The organism is Kribbella sp. NPDC050459 (assembly GCF_040655315.1).
Lineage (GTDB): Bacteria > Actinomycetota > Actinomycetes > Propionibacteriales > Kribbellaceae > Kribbella.
Map to the genome: position 1 here is coordinate 1128845 of NZ_JBFAJQ010000001.1, position 16430 is coordinate 1145274.

General features: G+C 67.6%; 17 protein-coding genes. 8 read left to right on the top strand and 9 right to left on the bottom strand.

Going from position 1 to position 16430, the window contains the following annotated elements; all coding sequences use genetic code 11:
- Nucleotides 1-26: 26 nt before the first annotated feature.
- On the top strand, nt 27-701 hold the full coding sequence (locus AB0I12_RS05140) for a DUF2249 domain-containing protein (protein ID WP_359924746.1): 675 nt from the start codon (nt 27-29) through the stop codon (nt 699-701).
- Nucleotides 694-1110 carry a hypothetical protein gene (locus tag AB0I12_RS05145; RefSeq protein WP_359924748.1) on the top strand — a complete coding sequence of 139 codons (417 nt, stop codon included), beginning with the start codon at nt 694-696 and terminating at the stop codon, nt 1108-1110. Before AB0I12_RS05140 ends, AB0I12_RS05145 begins: the two co-directional genes overlap by 8 nt.
- Nucleotides 1111-1139: 29 nt before the next feature.
- Here the strand turns inward: AB0I12_RS05145 and AB0I12_RS05150 are convergent, their stop codons facing one another.
- From AB0I12_RS05150 to AB0I12_RS05170, 5 genes are read right to left on the bottom strand one after another with little or no spacing between them, the layout of a single operon-like run.
- Nucleotides 1140-1955, bottom strand: a complete 816-nt coding sequence (locus AB0I12_RS05150) for a DUF488 family protein (protein WP_359924751.1) — start codon at nt 1953-1955, stop codon at nt 1140-1142.
- Nucleotides 1956-2013: 58 nt separating this feature from the next.
- The gene (locus AB0I12_RS05155; RefSeq protein WP_359924753.1) at nt 2014-2964 is read right to left on the bottom strand and encodes a slipin family protein; all 951 of its coding nucleotides are present in this window, start codon (nt 2962-2964) and stop codon (nt 2014-2016) included.
- Nucleotides 2961-3245, bottom strand: a complete 285-nt coding sequence (locus AB0I12_RS05160; RefSeq protein WP_359924755.1) for a hypothetical protein — start codon at nt 3243-3245, stop codon at nt 2961-2963. Before AB0I12_RS05160 ends, AB0I12_RS05155 begins: the two co-directional genes overlap by 4 nt.
- 49 nt (nt 3246-3294) lie before the next feature.
- Nucleotides 3295-6009: a pyruvate dehydrogenase (acetyl-transferring), homodimeric type gene (gene aceE, locus AB0I12_RS05165; RefSeq protein ID WP_359924758.1), complete on the bottom strand. Its 2715-nt coding sequence runs from the start codon at nt 6007-6009 to the stop codon at nt 3295-3297.
- Nucleotides 6006-7001 (bottom strand): universal stress protein, encoded by a 996-nt coding sequence (locus AB0I12_RS05170; RefSeq protein ID WP_359924761.1) that lies wholly within the window; start codon nt 6999-7001, stop codon nt 6006-6008. Before AB0I12_RS05170 ends, aceE begins: the two co-directional genes overlap by 4 nt.
- Before the next feature lie 169 nt (nt 7002-7170).
- On the opposite strand from AB0I12_RS05170, the gene AB0I12_RS05175 reads away from it, so the two are divergent.
- The 4 genes from AB0I12_RS05175 to AB0I12_RS05190 all read left to right on the top strand — a co-directional run bounded on the left by AB0I12_RS05175 (nt 7171) and on the right by AB0I12_RS05190 (nt 10044).
- On the top strand, nt 7171-7398 hold the full coding sequence (locus tag AB0I12_RS05175; RefSeq protein WP_359924763.1) for a hypothetical protein: 228 nt from the start codon (nt 7171-7173) through the stop codon (nt 7396-7398).
- 66 nt (nt 7399-7464) lie between these two features.
- Nucleotides 7465-8373, top strand: a complete 909-nt coding sequence (locus tag AB0I12_RS05180; RefSeq protein WP_359924765.1) for a hypothetical protein — start codon at nt 7465-7467, stop codon at nt 8371-8373.
- 43 nt (nt 8374-8416) lie between these two features.
- The gene (gene tal, locus AB0I12_RS05185; protein ID WP_359924768.1) at nt 8417-9526 is read left to right on the top strand and encodes a transaldolase; all 1110 of its coding nucleotides are present in this window, start codon (nt 8417-8419) and stop codon (nt 9524-9526) included.
- Nucleotides 9527-9747: 221 nt separating this feature from the next.
- Nucleotides 9748-10044 carry a hypothetical protein gene (locus tag AB0I12_RS05190; RefSeq protein WP_359924771.1) on the top strand — a complete coding sequence of 99 codons (297 nt, stop codon included), beginning with the start codon at nt 9748-9750 and terminating at the stop codon, nt 10042-10044.
- 55 nt (nt 10045-10099) lie between these two features.
- Here the strand turns inward: AB0I12_RS05190 and AB0I12_RS05195 are convergent, their stop codons facing one another.
- Nucleotides 10100-11125: an NAD(P)-dependent alcohol dehydrogenase gene (locus tag AB0I12_RS05195; RefSeq protein WP_359924773.1), complete on the bottom strand. Its 1026-nt coding sequence runs from the start codon at nt 11123-11125 to the stop codon at nt 10100-10102.
- 34 nt (nt 11126-11159) lie between these two features.
- On the opposite strand from AB0I12_RS05195, the gene AB0I12_RS05200 reads away from it, so the two are divergent.
- Nucleotides 11160-12122: a GNAT family N-acetyltransferase gene (locus AB0I12_RS05200; protein WP_359924776.1), complete on the top strand. Its 963-nt coding sequence runs from the start codon at nt 11160-11162 to the stop codon at nt 12120-12122.
- Between the two features lie 26 nt (nt 12123-12148).
- Here the strand turns inward: AB0I12_RS05200 and AB0I12_RS05205 are convergent, their stop codons facing one another.
- Nucleotides 12149-13306 (bottom strand): epoxide hydrolase family protein, encoded by a 1158-nt coding sequence (locus AB0I12_RS05205; RefSeq protein ID WP_359924779.1) that lies wholly within the window; start codon nt 13304-13306, stop codon nt 12149-12151.
- Nucleotides 13307-13368: 62 nt separating this feature from the next.
- Here AB0I12_RS05205 and AB0I12_RS05210 point away from each other — a divergent pair, with 62 nt between their 5' ends.
- Nucleotides 13369-14337 (top strand): YafY family protein, encoded by a 969-nt coding sequence (locus AB0I12_RS05210; protein ID WP_359924781.1) that lies wholly within the window; start codon nt 13369-13371, stop codon nt 14335-14337.
- A 663-nt stretch (nt 14338-15000) separates the two neighbouring features.
- Here AB0I12_RS05210 and AB0I12_RS05215 read toward each other — a convergent pair.
- Nucleotides 15001-15645: an NAD(P)-binding oxidoreductase gene (locus AB0I12_RS05215; protein ID WP_359924784.1), complete on the bottom strand. Its 645-nt coding sequence runs from the start codon at nt 15643-15645 to the stop codon at nt 15001-15003.
- Complete coding sequence (locus AB0I12_RS05220) at nt 15642-16430, bottom strand: MBL fold metallo-hydrolase (RefSeq protein WP_359924786.1); 789 nt, start codon at nt 16428-16430, stop codon at nt 15642-15644. The genes AB0I12_RS05215 and AB0I12_RS05220 overlap by 4 nt, the downstream gene beginning before the upstream one ends.

The window sequence follows — 16430 nt, forward strand, 5'->3', positions numbered from 1 at the left end:
ACAGCGATGTCGAGGAGAGTGGCACCATGCCGGCTGCGGAGATCTTCATCCAGGCGACCGAGACGGGTCCGGCGGTCATCGCCCGGGCAGCGGTGCGGGAGGCCCACCAGCAATTGCGACAACGGCTGGCCGAGCTGACGACGGACTCGGAGCCGCGGCTGACCGCGGAGCTGGTCGACTTCTGTCGTCACGAGCTGCGCGGCTATCTGGCCGGCACCGATCGCGACCTGTATGCCCCGGCGTCGAGGGTTGCCGAGACGCGACAACTGGCGGACGCCCTTCGCGTCGGCAGCGCGGTGCTCAACCAGCAGATCAACGACCTGGCTGTCGCCAGTCCGAGCGAAGCGTTCCGGATCGCCACGATGATCGCCGGAGCACTGGATCTCTACCTGCGGATCGAAGAGTCGGTGTTGCCCGCCATTGCTGAGCTTGCCGACGTCGATCCATCGCTCGTTGTCGCAGATCCGCAGGCGGTCATCGATGTCCGGCAGATCGCGCGCGGTGGACGCCATCCGCGGGTCTTCGCCCGCTACGCGCGGCTGGCGCCCGGCGAGTCCTTCGTCCTGGTCAACAGCCACGACCCCAAGCCGCTGCGCCGGGAGTTCGAGTCGAGATTCTCCGGTCGCTTCAGCTGGGACTATCTGCAAGCCGGTCCGGAGGAGTGGCGGGTCCGCATCGGCCGGGTCGCCGCAGATGCCTGACCGCCCTGGGGCTCGCTCTGTCGACGCCACCGGCGTACCGGCAGAGCAGCCGCGGCTCCAGGTCCTCGCCGACGTGCATCAACTCGTCGGCGATTCGTCCGTGCCGTCCGGTGCCCGATGGGCTCTTGCCGAGCCAGGACGCCAGCTCGACGCGAATCTCATCCACCTACCTGCCGGTCATCGCGTGGACACCCATACCGAGCCGGACCTCGACGTCGTACTCGTCGTCGTCGCCGGTGGCGGCATCGCCAGTACGCCCGACGGAGAGCAGATGCTTGCTGACGGCAATGTCGTCTGGCTGCCCCGCGGTTCGACCCGCAGCCTCATCGCCGGCGGCGAGGGCCTGTCGTACCTGACCGTCCATCGCCGTCGGCCAGGCCTGCAGATCAGGAAACGACCCGGGGAGTAGTCCGGCGAGCTGCCCAGCTCTCGGAAAGGTCAACGCGGCTCATTCAGCAGTCGGGCCAGAACCGTCGCCTGGCTGTGGTCCACGTCCCTGGTCGCCGTCACCAAGGTCAGGTCATCGCGTTCTGCCAGGGTGCGCAGGTGCTCCAGCGCGGCTCGGCCGGCCTGGGTAGCCAGCTCATCGCGGTAGCGCGCCTCGAACTGCGCGAACTTCTCCGGCACGTGCCCGTACCACTTCCGGAGCTCGGTGGACGGTGCAACGTCCCTGGCCCACTCGTCGACAGCGGCTGCTTCCTTCCGGATCCCGCGCGGCCACACCCGATCCACCAGGACCCGGGTGCCGTCGCCGGCGTCGGCCTGGTCGTAGATTCTGCGAACCCGCACCGTGTGGCGGGCCGTGCCGACGTCGTCGGCGGGCTCACTCCAGTCCGGTACGGCGAGGGCGGTGCCCATGCGTCGAAGCTCGTCACGGTGGAGTGCGCTCAGCTGGGCCAACGCCCGCTCGCCGTGCCGCGTCAACTGCACCCGGACCACCCTGGCGTCCGTCGGGTGTGATGCCCTGGTCACGAGGTTCTGTGCCTGGGCCCGGGTCACCAGTTCGCCGACGCTGTGATGGCGCAATTGCAGGCGATCGGCCAGTTCGCTCATCGTGGCCCATTCGCGGCCGGGGAACCCCTTCAAGGCCAGCAGTAACTGATACTGCTGCGGGGTCAGTCCGTGCGTGCGAACGGCCTGCTCGCTGAAGCGCAGGTACCGGCGGAGGCCGAAACGGAAGCGGGCCAGCGCCTCGAAATCCGCCTTCGTCAACGGCTCAGCGGCGTGGGCGTCGCGCATCGCGTCAGACGGCATGTGATCACGTCCTCAGTGGTTCACCGGGAGAGCCCAGCACTGACTCAAGTATATCGCGTTACGACATAACTGCACCGGCGGTCGCACCGTTGCCGATCCCCGGCAACGGCGCGCTGCGACCGGTCGACTGCAGCCGTCCTGAGGAGCCAGGCTCCGCGTCCGGTGATGACTGCGCGATCTCGCGACCGTTCGGCAGCTCGGACGAGGTGACCGCGTTCGCGGAATCCTCGGCAGTAGCGGGCTGAGGGCTCTCGGCCGGTGTGGATCTCTCGAGAAACCGGAGCAGTTCGACGGGGAAGGGCAGCACCAGCGTGGAGTTCTTCTCCGCGGCGACCTCGACGACGGTCTGGAGCAGACGGAGTTGCAGTGCCGCCGGATGCTCAGTCATCACCTCGGCGGCTTGGCCCAGCTTCTCCGAGGCCTGCAACTCGCCGTCCGCGGTGATGATGCGGGCCCGGCGCTCGCGTTCGGCCTCGGCCTGGCGGGACATGGATCGCTTCATCGTCTCCGGCAGCGCGACGTCCTTGATTTCTACTCGTTCGATGTGCACGCCCCAGTCCAGTGCCGGGCTGTCGATCATCAGTTCCATGCCCTGGTTGAGGCGCTCCCGGTTGGACAGCAGGTCGTCCAGTTCGCTCTTGCCGATGATCGAGCGCAGCGACGTCTGTGCAACCTGGCCGATAGCCGAGATGTAGTCCTCGACGTCGACGGCCGCGCGTACCGGATCGACTACGTTGAAGTAGACGACAGCGTCGACTCGAACCGTCACGTTGTCGCGGGTGATGCCGTCCTGCGCGGGGACCGGCATCGTGATGATCTGCATGTTGACCTTCTGCAGCCGGTCGGCGATCGGCACCAGCAAGGCGAGACCGGGCGGGCGGACCTCGGCACGCACCCGGCCGAACCGATACACGACGCCACGTTCGAACTGCTTGACCACGCGGACACACGACGCCGCGGCGATCAGGCCGACAGCCACGGCTGTGAGCAGTACGTACAGGACGATCACTTCTTCTTCTCCGTTGAGACCGGCGCGTATTTGGCGGCGAGGCGAGCGAGCGCAACGGCGGCGACCAGGAGGCCGAAGTCGCGCAGGGCGACGTCGTAGAAGCCCGAGAGCGTCAGCAGATTCAGGATGATGCCCGCGAGCCAGGCTGCGACGAGCAACGCGCCGTACCGGGGGATCAGGGCGACGGCGACGCCGGTTCGCAGGACCACGAAGGCCTGGTAGGCCGGATCGGACAGTGTCTCCCGGCTTGGTGTGTGGGCGGTGTGCCCTTCAGTGCTCATGATCTGCTCCTTCGTAGCGCCGCTGTGCTGCTGGGTGTTCCGTGACCGCCTACTCCTGCGCGGTCAGGTAGGTCGTTCTGGCCGACCCTGGGACCGACTCGTCCACTTCTCCGCAGTCGGCCAGTTGCTGCAGCGTCCGTACGACGATCGCCTGCGCGTCGATCTCGAAGTGGCGGCGGAGCGCTGCTCGGGTGTCGGAGTGGCCGAATCCGTCGGTGCCGAGCGACGCCCACGGGCTGAGAACGAACGAGGCGATCTGGTCAGGAACCGCGCGCATCCAGTCCGAGACCGCCAGCACGGGGCCGACAGTCTCGCCGAGCCGCTCCGTGACGTACGGAATGCGGGGAGCCTGGTCAGGATGTGACAGATTCCAGTCCTCGACGGCCAGAGCGTCTCGACGTAGTTGCGTCCAGGACGTCACCGACCAGACGTCGGCCTGCACCCGCCAATCGTCGTGCAGGAGGCGTTGCGCTTCCAGCGCCCAGGGCACGGCGATGCCGGAGGCAAGGATCTGCGCCTTCGGCCCGTCGCCGTCCGGGGCGGGGGAGTAGCGGTGCATACCGGCGAGGATCCCGTCGACGTCGACGTGATCGGGCTCGGCCGGTTGCGGGATCGGTTCGTTGTACAGGGTGAGGTAGTAGAACACGTTCTGGTCCTCGCCCGGCCGTGGTACGCCGTACATCCGCCGCAGCGCGTCGGCGGTGATGTGGCCGAGTTCGAAGGCATAGGCGGCGTCGTAGGCGACACAGGCGGGGTTGGTCGATGCCAGTAGCAACGAGTGGCCGTCCTGGTGCTGAAGACCTTCGCCGTTGAGAGTAGTGCGGCCGGCGGTGGCCCCGAGGAGGAACCCGCGGGTCATCTGATCGGCCGCGGCCCAGAGTTGGTCGCCGGTGCGCTGGAACCCGAACATCGAATAGAAGATGTAGAGCGGGATCATCGGCTCGCCGTGGGTCGCGTACGACGTGCCGGCCGCGGTCCAGGACGCGGCGCAACCGGCCTCGGTGATGCCCTCGTGCAGGAGGACGCCGTGGATGTCCTCCTGGTAGCTGAGCATCTGGTCGCGGTCGACCGACAGGTAGGTCTGTCCGTGCGGTGAGTAGATCTTCTTGGACGGGAACAGGGAGTCCAGCCCGAACGTTCGGGCCTCGTCGGGGATGATCGGCACGAACCGGTGACCCATCTGAGGGTCTTTCATCAGGTCCTTGAGCAGACGGACGAACGCCATCGTGGTCGCGACCGCTTGCCGTCCCGAGCCACGGCGCGCGACCGCGTAAGCCGCCTCGGCGGGCAGCGCAAGCGGCGTACTGCTGACTCTGCGGGCCGGTAGGTAACCGCCCAGTGCGCGGCGCCGCTCGTGCAGATACTCGAGCTCCGGCGAGTTCTGCGGCGGTCGGTAATACGGTGGCTTGACCGCATCCAGCGCCGAGTCGGGAATGTCGAGGAACAACCGGTCCCGGAAGGCCTTGAGATCTTCGAGAGTCAGCTTCTTCATCTGATGGGTGGAGTTGCGGCCCTCGAAGTGGGACCCCAGTGTCCAGCCCTTGATGGTTTTGGCCAGGATCACCGTCGGCTGCCCGGTGTGTTCGGTTGCGGCCCGGTATGCGGCGTACAGCTTGCGGTAGTCGTGCCCGCCGCGTTTGAGATTCCAGATCTCGTTGTCGGACAGATGCTCGACCATGGCGGCGGTGCGGGGGTCGCGGCCGAAGAAGTGCTCCCGGACGAACGCGCCGGACTCGGCCTTATAGGTCTGGAAGTCCCCGTCCGGCGTGGTGTTCATCAGGTTGAGAAGCGCGCCGTCGGTGTCGTTGGCCAGCAGCGGATCCCACTCGCGGCCCCAGATCACCTTGATGACGTTCCAGCCGGCGCCGCGGAAGTACGACTCCAGTTCCTGGATGATCTTGCCGTTGCCCCGCACGGGGCCGTCGAGGCGCTGCAGGTTGCAGTTGACGACGAACGTGAGGTTGTCGAGCTCCTCGCGGGCGGCGACCCCGATGGCGCCGAGGGCCTCGGGTTCGTCCATCTCGCCGTCGCCGAGGAACGCCCAGACGCGCTGCCGACTGGTGTCCTTGAGGCCGCGGTTGTACAAGTAGCGGTTGAAGCGGGCCTGGTAGATCGCGTTGATCGGCCCGAGTCCCATCGACACGGTCGGGAACTCCCAGAAGTCCGGCATCAGCCGCGGATGCGGGTACGAAGGCAATCCGCCGCCGAGACCGCCGTGGGACAGTTCCTGTCGGAACCCGTCGAGCTGGTCACCGCTGAGCCGGCCTTCCAGGAACGCTCGCGCATAGATGCCGGGAGAGGCGTGTCCCTGGAAGTAGATCTGGTCGCTGCCTCCAGGTGCTTCGGAGCCGTGGAAGAAGTGGTTGAACCCGACCTCGAACAGCGCCGCCGCGGACGCGTAGGTGGAGATGTGCCCGCCGACGCCGACGCCGGGTCGCTGCGCACGATGGACCATGACGGCGGCGTTCCAGCGGTTGTAGGCCCGGATTCGCCGCTCGATGTGTTCGTCGCCCGGGAACTCGGGCTCGGCAGCGGGAGCGATCGTGTTGATGTAGTCGGTACCGCGCAGATTCGCGACGCCCACGCGCCGGTCACGCGCGCGTTGCAGGATGCTGAGCAGCAGGTACCGGGCCCTGTTCTGCCCGGCGTGGTCGACCACCTGGTCGAGCGATTCCAGCCACTCCTGGGTCTCGGACGGGTCCAGATCGAGCAGCTGGCTGTGCAGACCGAGGCTTTCCGGAAGGCCCTGTGGTGTCGGTGTCACGAGAGCTCCTTCAGGTCCGAGCTTCCGTCGCGAGCCGTGGCCGCCGCCAGCCGAAGACGCCCAGGGGAAGGCGCGACGACCGACGGCGGGCTGTACGGCCGGACGACAGCGACGGGGCAGGTGGCGTGTTGCAGCACGGCCTGGCTGACCGAACCCAGCAACATGCCGGCGAAGCCACCGCGGCCGCGCGACCCGACCACGACCATTTCCGCGGCGGCCGATGCGTCGATCAGTGCCTGTGCGGGGTGCCCGTGCATGAGCTTCGTGCGTACGTCGATGCCCGGGACGAGAACGCGTTTGCTCTGCATCGCTTCGGCGAACAGTTGCCGCTCGACCTGGTCGACGATCTCGGGGGGAACGCAGAGTGCCGCGTCGCGTCGAGCCGGCCTCGCGGCGTGTACGGCGGTGACGCCGATCCGCCGGCGCACCGCCTGCTGGAAGGCGAAGCGGAGTGCCGCGGCCGAGAGCTCCGAGCCGTCGACGCCGACCACGATCTGCCCGGTCGGTGAGGCGGAGAACGCCGTACCGTGTGCATGCGGGTGAACGACGACCACCGGGCACGGGGCGTGGGCTGCGATGGTGGCGCTCACCGACCCAACGAGCAGTCCGCGGAAGCCACCGACACCCCGGCCTCCGACGACCACCAGATCGGCATCCTGCGCTTCGCTGAGCAGCGTCGACGTGGCGGGACCGGCGATCAGGGCAGTCGTGACCTTGATATCAGGGGCCAGTTCGCGTGCCCGCGCCGCCGCCTCGGCGAGGACCCACTCGGCGGCCGACCGGAGGCCGAGGTTCGTGTCCACGGTGAAGCCCATCTCCAGGGCGTTGCCGATCACCGGCCAGCTGAAGGCGTGCACGATGTGCAGAGGGCAGTGTCGCGACGCCGCCTCGGCAGCGGCCCAGGACAGCGCGCCCTGCGCCGACACCGACCCGTCGATCCCGACGAGAACCGGTCGACGACGCCGATTGTTCACTGCGATTGCCTTCGTCATCGTCGCCGCTCCGATTCAGCTGTCCGGTACCTGCGATTTCGACTGTGCCGTTCCAGCGCTGCGACAGGTAGTGCGGTGATCGGCGAACCTGCGATCGTCCTGATGGCCGACGTCCGGCAAGAATGCGCATGGCTCAGTACCTGTGTGCGGCCGGGCTCGGGGGAGTGCAATGAGCGGATCCGGTGGGCCGCCGTGGCCGGGTTCCGCCGCGAGCAGCGCGGACGAAGCGTGGTTGACGGCGATCGTGCAGGCGGCCGCCGGAGACTCCCAGGCACCGCTGGAACTGCTGGTCGAGTACCACAGCCTCGTGAACACGAGCTGGCGATCGTCCGGGAGCTCGGGCGTCGCGCCGCGGAACGGGGCTCGGTGCACGACTGCTCGACTGGCCCGGGAGTGAGTTCCCTCACCGCGCCGAGGCGCGTTCCTGACAGGAGGCATCGTGCCCTCGTGCGGGAGCCCCTGGTTGCCGGACGTCGGCGATGAGAACGACCGCAGTTCGCCGGTCGGCACCGTACAAGTTGTTCGTCGTCGGATGCAAGGTTGGGACTGCACGAAACAAGGAGGTTGTCGTGGACCAACCAGTCGTCCTCCGAACCAGCGCTACGACGCAGGCGAAAGCGCCATGAAAGCCTATCGAGTCCTCTGGCTGGTTTTCAGTAGTGTGCTGGGCGTCGCGGGAGCCGTCATGGCGTTCACTTGGTCACTCTCGAACGTCGCGCTGCTGGTTGCCCTCGCTGCCCTCATGGGTGGAGTGGTGGCCATGGTCGTCTTGGCGAACCCGGACGAACCGCCCAGGCCTACGTTGGAGCGACGACGCATCATCGGCCGCAGCGCAGCCCTCAGCGCCGCGGGCACGCTTTCGTTCATTGGCCTGGGCACCTTGCTGGGCGCCCCCACCGCGGTATTGCTGGCGGTTATCGTCGTGGGCGGATCGCCGTATGCGATCCAGTGCGTGCGCTGGCTCACCGAACAAGGCCATCTCGACGCCGCGTCACCGAAACCTCACCACCCGGACCGCGCCGACCGAGCCGCGGAGCCTGCGGTACTGCCGATGACGAGGACCGGACCAGACTCGGACATGAGGCCTCACAGTGCGCCTGACGCCCTCAGCGACGAAGCGCTCTGCCTGGCCTGGCGGGCCAGCTTCTCCGCTCTGCAAAAGGCCGGCTCACCGGCGCAGCGGCTGCGGATCGTCGACGAGCGCCGGGCGTATCTCGACGAGATCGAGCGCCGTACCACCAACGGTATGGCGGCGTGGCTCGCTTCTGGACCTCGAGCAGCTGGAGACCCCAGCCGGTTCGTCGTGGGCGACGGCGCGGCAGGCCGCGCCCGCATCGACTGGGACGACCTGCTCCACGACATGGAAAAATAGACGACTACGACTCCGGCGTTGGCCGGGGAAGATCGAGAACGCCATGACCAAGCTGGAACATCTCTACAGCTACTGCGGGCAGAGTCCCTGGCTGGACAACCTCACCCGCGCCGCCCTGCGTGACGGAACCCTGGCACGAATGGTCGACAACGGGATCCGGGGTGTCACCGCGAACCCGACGATCTTCGCTCGGAGTATCACCGGCTCCCACGACTACGACGAACAGTTCGCCGCGCTGACGGCGGCCGGCAAGTCGGTGGAGGAGGCCTACTGGGAGTTGGTGATCTCCGACACCGACCAGGCCCTCACCATCCTGCGACCGGTCTTCGACGCGGGTGACTGCGCTGACGGGTTCGTCTCTGTGGAGGTGTCTCCCGAGGTGGCCCACGATGCGCCCGGCACGATCGCCGCCGTGCGGTGGTTGCACGATCGCCTGGCCCAGCCCAATCTGCTCGTCAAGATTCCCGCAACTGCGGAAGGCGTGTCCGCCGTCGAAACGTTGACTGCCGAGGGCGCCAGCATCAATGTCACGCTGCTGTTCTCCCTGTCCAGGTACGCCGAGATCATTGAGGCGTACCTGTCCGGGTTGGAGAAGTTCAGCGCGAACGGCGGTGATCCCTCGACTGTCAGCAGCGTCGCCTCGTTTTTCGTCAGCCGGGTGGACGTCGAAGTCGACCAGCGACTCGAGGCGCTAGGTACCGACGAGGCGCTCGCCTTGCGCGGCCAGGCGGCGGTCGCGCAGGCCAGGCTCGCCTACCGGATGTTCACCGAGCGGTTCTCCACCAGACGCTGGCACCGGCTCGCCGTCCTGGGCGCGGATGTCCAGCGGCCGCTGTGGGCCTCGACGTCCACCAAGAACCCGGCGGATCGCGACACCCGCTATGTCGAGCAACTCATCGGCCCGGAGACCGTCACGACTTTGCCCGAGGCAACCATCGAGGCCTTCGAGGATCACGGCACGATCGCTCGTACCGTCGACAACGGCGTGCCGGAGGCCGCTGAGATCATGGAGCGACTGGCGGCTCTCGGAATCGACATGACCGCCGTGGGACGCGTGCTCGAGGACAACGGCATCGCCGGCTTCGAGAAGGCCTATCGCGGAGTTCTCGCGGACCTGACCGCGTCCACGCAGCCTTCGGCGGCATCCCTCTAGACCGCCGGGTCGGCACAACCGTGGGGCGGACTACCCACAGGTTGTGCCGACCCGGCGTGGCATCCTCGGCTACTCGACAGATCCGTCCGCAGCCAGCTCCGCCTCGAAACACCGACGCAACGACGGGTACCAGTGGAGGACCCGCTTGGCGGCGGTGTTGTCGGCCCCGCCACAACGCGCCGGCGGCCGAGAAGCGGTCCGCGGAGGCCGAGCTCGGCGCGTTGAAGGTGCCGGAGCGGGTATCGGCCGAGGACATCCGCAAGATGGTCGAGGAGCTGGGCGACATGACGGCGGCCCTCGATCAGACCGACGCTAGCGACATGCGAGCGTTGTACGAAGCGCTCGGTCTGCAAGTGAGTTACAACCACGAGACGAGATCAGCTGAAGTCGCCATGAGCCCCGCTCTGCGTGGCTTTAGCGTTGGTGTCCGAGGACGAACACGGACCTTAACCACACGCTTCGAGCTCGACGGCAGTGCAGCGGCTTCGCACCCCGCGGTGGCTGATCCACTGAGGTGACTAGTGAACTGGTCTGGTCGGCTGTAGGCCGGACGGCGAAGTGAGGTTGTGGTTGTCAGGCGAGGCTGATGACCACTTTGCCGAGGGCGCGGCCCTGGCCCACGCGGGCGAGCGCGGTGGGGACCTCGTCGAGCCTGAAAGTGCGGTCGATGTGGATGGTCACCTGTCGCGTCGCGCAGAGTTCGGCGAGTGGCTGGAAATGAGCCGGCCCCTCTTTGACGGCGAGGACGCCGATGGCGCGGCCGGTGAGGTGGCCGACCAGCCATCCGGCGGTGAGGACGCGCAACAGGGTCGGCGCCGACCCACCAACGCACCGGTACTTCCCGCCACGCGCCAGGGCACGCCGGTAAGCGAACACCGACCGGTGCGCGACCAGGTCCAGGATGAGGTCGTACGGATCGGACGTCCTGGTGAAGTCGTGGTGGCGGTAGTCGATCACGTCGTCGGCGCCGACCGACCGCATGAAGTCGAGCTTGGCGCCGTTGTCGACACCGGTGACGTGCGCGCCGAGTCGTTTGGCGAGCTGAATCGCGAATGCCCCCGACCCGCCTCCGGCGCCGTTGATCAGTATCCGACGACCTGCTGCGGCCCCCTTGGTGCCCTGCAGCGCGATCGCTCCCGCCTGCGGGATGGTCGAGGCCTCCGCGAAGGTGAGCTGAGCAGGTTTGTGGGAGAGCGCGTACTCGGGTGCTATCCCGTACTCCGCGAAGCCGCCCTTGAGCCCGCGGTTGTCGCCGTACACCTCGTCGCCGGGCCGAAAGCGCGTCACTCCATCGCCTATGTCGTCCACCACGCCGGCGATGTCCGATCCGAGAATACGGCGAGCCGGGATCCGCAACCCGCCCACCCGCGCGTAGGCAGGCGATCCGCGCAGGCACTCCCAGTCGCTCAGGTTGACGGAGGTCGCGACGATCCTGACTCGCACCTGACCGGGGCCGGCCGAGGGCATCGGGACGTCCTCGACCCGCAGCACGCCAGGCATGCCGTACCGGTCGTAAACAACAGCCTTCACGCCAGCCTCGCGGCCCACATGGTCACGGCCGCAACGTAGCAACCCGCAACGACCGACCGCCAGCCGCACTCACCGATCGACCCCGTGTGGCTGCGGGTGAGTCATGAAGACCGCCGTCGTACTGCCTGACGGTTACACCGTTCGTCCTCCTGAGCCTGGTGATGCGGAGTCGATCTTCGGCTTGCTCTCGGCCTACAACACTGCGATCGTCGGATTCGCCGACTGCGTGCTGGACGAAGTCGCCGACGGCCTTGTGGAGCCCGGCTTCGACCGCGTGACCGACGGCTGGCTCGTGCTCGCTGCGGACGGCCTGCCGGTGGGGTACGGGACAGCGTTCGGCAAGGGCGACCGTCAGACGGTCGAGATCGAGACGGTATCGCAGGAGCCCACGGTCGCCGCCCGGCTACTCGGACAGACGATGCGCCGCGCCCGGGAGATGGGACGCGAGCGCGGCCACACCGAGATCACTGTCGATGTGTGGGCCTACCGCGCCGATGCCTCGCTGGGCGCTCTGCTGGTCGACCACGACTTCACCGCCGGTACGACGTACCACCGGATGAGGCTCGACCACACCGGACCGGTCGCTACCCCGAACCGACCCACGGGCGTCGTGGTACGCCGCGGGGCGTTCGACGACGCCGCACGCTGGACAGCTCACGAGGTCATCATCGACAGCTTCCGCGGCCAGTTCGGCTTCGTGCCTCGCCCGCACAGCGAGTGGATCGAGGCACTCGAGGCGAGTTCAACGTTTGCCTGGTCCCAGATGACGGTGCTCGAGGTCGACGGGCGGGCGGTGGCTGTGCGCGTTTGCAGTGACGAGTTCGTCGAGGCCGAGAACTGCGGCTGCGTCGGCATGCTCGGCGTCGTCGAAGGGTTCCGGGGGAGGGGACTGGCGAAGTTCCTGCTGCGTGACGCGTTCGCAGGGGATACGGCGGCCGGGCGGACCGGCACGATCCTCCATGTAGACACCAACAACCCGACCCCGGCCCTGGACCTCTACCTGTCCGTCGGCATGACACCCACGCTTGTCTTCGACGGCTGGCGCCGGGTCGTACCCCTCAGCTGACGCCGTCGGCGACGGCTGCTCGTCGACTACGTCAGCGAGCGGATGAAGGCGCGGAGGTCGCCGAGGAGCAGGTCGGGGGCTTCCATGGCGGCGAAGTGACCGCCGCGGTCGAACTCGGTCCAGCGCACGATGGTGTCGGTCTTCTCGGCGAAGCGGCGGATCGCCACATCGGTGGTGAAGACCGCGACGGCCGTCGGTACCGTCGAGGGCTCCTTCGGGGCCCAGGCGGCCGCGTCGTGGAACCGTTCGTAGTAGGAGTTGGCCGAGGAGAGCGCCGTACCGGTGAACCAGTAGATGCTGATGTTGGTCAGCAGCCGGTCGCGATCGACCGCGTCGTCGGGGAGTTCGGCCGTTGGGTCGGTCCAGTCCTTGAACTTCTCCGTGATCCAGGCCAGTTGGGCGATCGGGGAGTCCATCAACCCGTACGACACCGTGAGCGGCCGGGTGCCCTGGACCTGCATGTAGCCGGACTTGTCGTCCTGAAAGTCCTTGAACGCGGCGAGCCGTACGCGCTCGGACTCGGTGAGCGCGGCCATGTCTGCGGGATCGCCGGTGGGGAATGTGACATGGGCGTTGAGGTGGATGCCGATCATTCTGTCCGCGGCGAGTCGCCCGAGGGCGGGGAGGATGAACGCGCCGACGTCGCCACCCTGGGCGGCGTACCGGTCGTAGCCGAGGCGCTTCATCAGTTCGGCGAAGGCGGCGGCGGTGCGTGTGTCGGTCCAGCCGGTGTGGGAGATCGGTCCGGAGAAGCCGTGGCCGGGGTGCGAGGGGATGACCAGGTGGAAGGCGTCGGCCTCGTTGCCGCCGTGGGCAACCGGGTCGGTCAGCGGGCCGATCAGGTCGATGAACTCGACGACCGAGCCCGGCCAGCCGTGGACGAGCAGCAGGGGAGTCGCGTTCTCGACGGCCGAGCGGACATGGAGGAAGTGGATGTCTTCGCCGTCGATGGTGGTGGTGAACTGCGGGTGGCTGTTGAGTTCGGCCTCGTGCTTGCGCCAGTCGTACGACGTCGCCCAGTAGTCCGCGAGTTGCTTCAGGTACGACGCCGGCACGCCGCGCTCCCAGCCGGCGCCGGGCAGGTCGTCGGCCCAGCGGGCTCGGGTGAGCCGGGCGCGCAGGTCGTCGATGTCGGCCTGGGGGATGTCGATGCGGAAGGGGCGGATGTCCGTGGTGATGTCCATGTCTTGACTCTAGAATCGAAACAGGACAGCTTCGGTCCTCTTTCGGTGACAGAATTCAGGTCATGCTGGAGACCTCCGGAAGACTGCTCAAGCTGCTGGCGCTGCTGCAGTCGCAGCGAGACTGGACCGGCGAACAGCTCGCGGAGCGGCTCGGCGTGACAGTGCGGACGGTGCGCCGCGACGTCGACAAGCTCCGCGGCCTCGGCTATCCGGTGAACGCGACGCTCGGTGTTGCCGGCGGCTACCGGCTGGGTGCGGGTGCGCAACTGCCGCCGCTGTTGTTGGACGACGATGAGGCCGTGGCGATCGCGGTCGGTCTGCGCACTGCCGCCGGGGGCACCGTGGCGGGCATCGCGGACACGTCGCTGCGGGCGCTGGCCAAGCTCGAGCAGGTTCTGCCGTCGCGACTTCGGCACCGGGTGCGCGCCCTGCAGCAGATGACCGTTCCGCTGGCGGGTGGCGCGCCCACCGTCGACCCGGAGGTACTGACCGCGATCGCTGCGGTCTGCCGGGACCATCAGCGGCTGCGCTTCGACTATCGGGACCAGGCGGCCACGTCAACCATCCGCACCACCGAGCCGCACCGGCTCGTCCACACCGGCCGCCGCTGGTATCTCGTTGCGTGGGACGTCGATCGCGACGACTGGCGCACCTTCCGCGTCGACCGGATGTCTCCGCGTGTCCCGACCGGACCGCGCTTCACGCCCCGCGAACTGTCCGACGAGGATGTCGCGCGACTGACGTCGACCAGCATTTCGACGTCGGTCTACCGCGTTCACGGCCGCTTCCTCCTGCACGCTCCGGCGGCGAACGTGCAGGAGGTGGTCCCGCCGACCGCGGCTGTGGTGGAGCCGATCGACGACCGCACCTGCCGGTTGATCGTCGGCTCGCCGTCCCTCGAACAGCTGGCGGTCTGGGTCGCACTGCTCGGCTTCGACTTCGACATCGAAGAACCGGCAGAGCTCCACGACATCATCGGCCCCATCGCCACCCGCCTCGCTCGAGCATCAAAGGCCCATCTGAGGCACTGACCCGCCAGCCGGCCCGGCCAGCGCGTTACCAGCGTCCGCGATGATCGGTTGATGGATGTTGCGTCGAGGAACGAATTGGCCGCTGACCAGCTCGGCCAGGAGAGGGACGGTGGCGGCTGCAGTCGACCCAGCCCGACGATGGCGTACAGGGCGAGTTCGGTACCGCGCCGGCTAGTTGCGAGAGATCGCGAAGCAGCTCGACCTCAGTCTGACCAGCGTCCACCACCTCCCCAGCACGAGCGCACTGCTGGCCGCGGTCCTCGAAAATGCCGATTCTGCGCACGCGGGACTCGTTCCAGGCCGATAGTTAGGAATAGGGCGCGGTGTACGCCGTACTGCAGTACGTACGCCGCAACGTCGGCCGGCCCGAGATGCTGAGAACTGCTCGCCCTGATGGCCGTGGAGTCGTCAGCACCGGACCACCCCGCGCACGACCGGTGCCGGCACCGCTACGAGCAAATCTGGATCGGGCCGAACCCTTGACGGGGCTATCAAGAGCGCCGAAGGCCAGCTCGACACGGTGCGGATACACCAGGTGCTGAATGGCGCCGTACCGGCCCATGAAGGGTTCCGCCGTCGATGACGCAACCGAACCCCGCAACGCCTCCCGCCGTTGCTCCAGCACCAGCACCGGCAACAGACTGAGGGCCGGGGGCTCGCTTCCTAGCTGGTGATCACGGCGGTCTTGTGGATCCATGCGGGGCTGGCGGCGACGTCGAGGAGGGTTGCGGCTACTGCGCTGCGGGTGACCTTGGGGAGGCCGGGGATCTTGGTGATGGTGCTGAGGTCGCGGACGACGGCCGACTTCTTGGTTCGGGCGTTGGTGAGGACGCCTGGGTAGACGAGGGTCCAGTCGAGGTTGGACGTGGTGAGCGACCGCTCGGAGACCTGCTTGTCGTCGTACGCGGTCTTGGCGACGGTCTTGTAGGCGAAGCGAGCAACCGGGCTGGTTATCCGCGCGGAGTTGCCGACGCCGAGCGCCGACAGCAGGATCAGGCGGGAGACACCGGCAGCGGTCATGCTCGCGAGGATGGCTGGTACGGCGGTCCGCATCAGGCTGTGCTTCTTGAGGGATGAGGACCGTCCCGGTGCCGGGCCGAGGCAGGAGATGACCGCTTCGGAGCCGGTGATCGCATCGGTCATGGTTTCGCTGTCGTTGAGTTCGCCGAGGCGGATGGTCAGGTTGGGGTGGTCGGGCAGGTTGCCTTTGCGCCGGACGAGGGCGGTGACCTGATGGCCTTCGCTGAGAGCTTGCTCGACGAGTAGGAGTCCGGTTTGCCCGGTGGCGCCGAGGACGGTGAGTTTCATGAGACTTCCTTGGGTAGTAGAGCTGGGTCATGGGCGTTTACCAGCAGGAGACCTGGATCGTCGGCGGTCCAGAGATCGGTGAGTCGTCGGTGATTGCCCTGGACTTTGCGCCAGTCGTGGGCGAGGAGGCGTTCCATGGTGGTCAGTGCGCGCGGTGCCGTGCCCGTGCCGTCGATCTGTCCGCGGTGGTAGAAGGCGACGCCGGCGTGCAGGATCCATCGATCGCCTGCGTCGACGGCAATCGCGGCGTGACCGCGGGTGTGGCCTGGCAGGTTGATCAGTACGACGCCGGGCGAGATGGCGGTGAGTTCCTTGGCCCCGGGGAAGCCTCGCCAGGACTCGGCCTGATCCGGTGTGTGTTCGACCAAGTGGGGCCGATGCTCCCGTTGCGCCGGCCGGTAACGCCCTCTCTCGGTCGGAGTCCGGGGACGTCCGGTCGCGAAGGCTTCCGCGGCGGTCAAGTGAACCTGCGCCCACGGGAAGTCGGAAAGACCGCCGGCATGGTCGGCGTCGAAATGGGTCAGCACGACATGACGTACGTCGTACGGGTCGAAGCCCAGCCATTGGAGTTGGCGGACCGCAGTTTCTCCCGGATCGAAGACCGGCCGGACGAAGTGCCGTGCGGGACCGAAGCGGCGGGCCGGAGCGAAGGCGTCCGCGAGCCCGAATCCGGAGTCCACGAGGGCAAGTCCAGTGGCGGTCTCGAGGAGGAGGACGTGGCAGATCAGGCCGTCCGGCGTGCCAGGCGGCCGCATCGTCCCGCAGTTGAGGTGGTGGACTCGCAT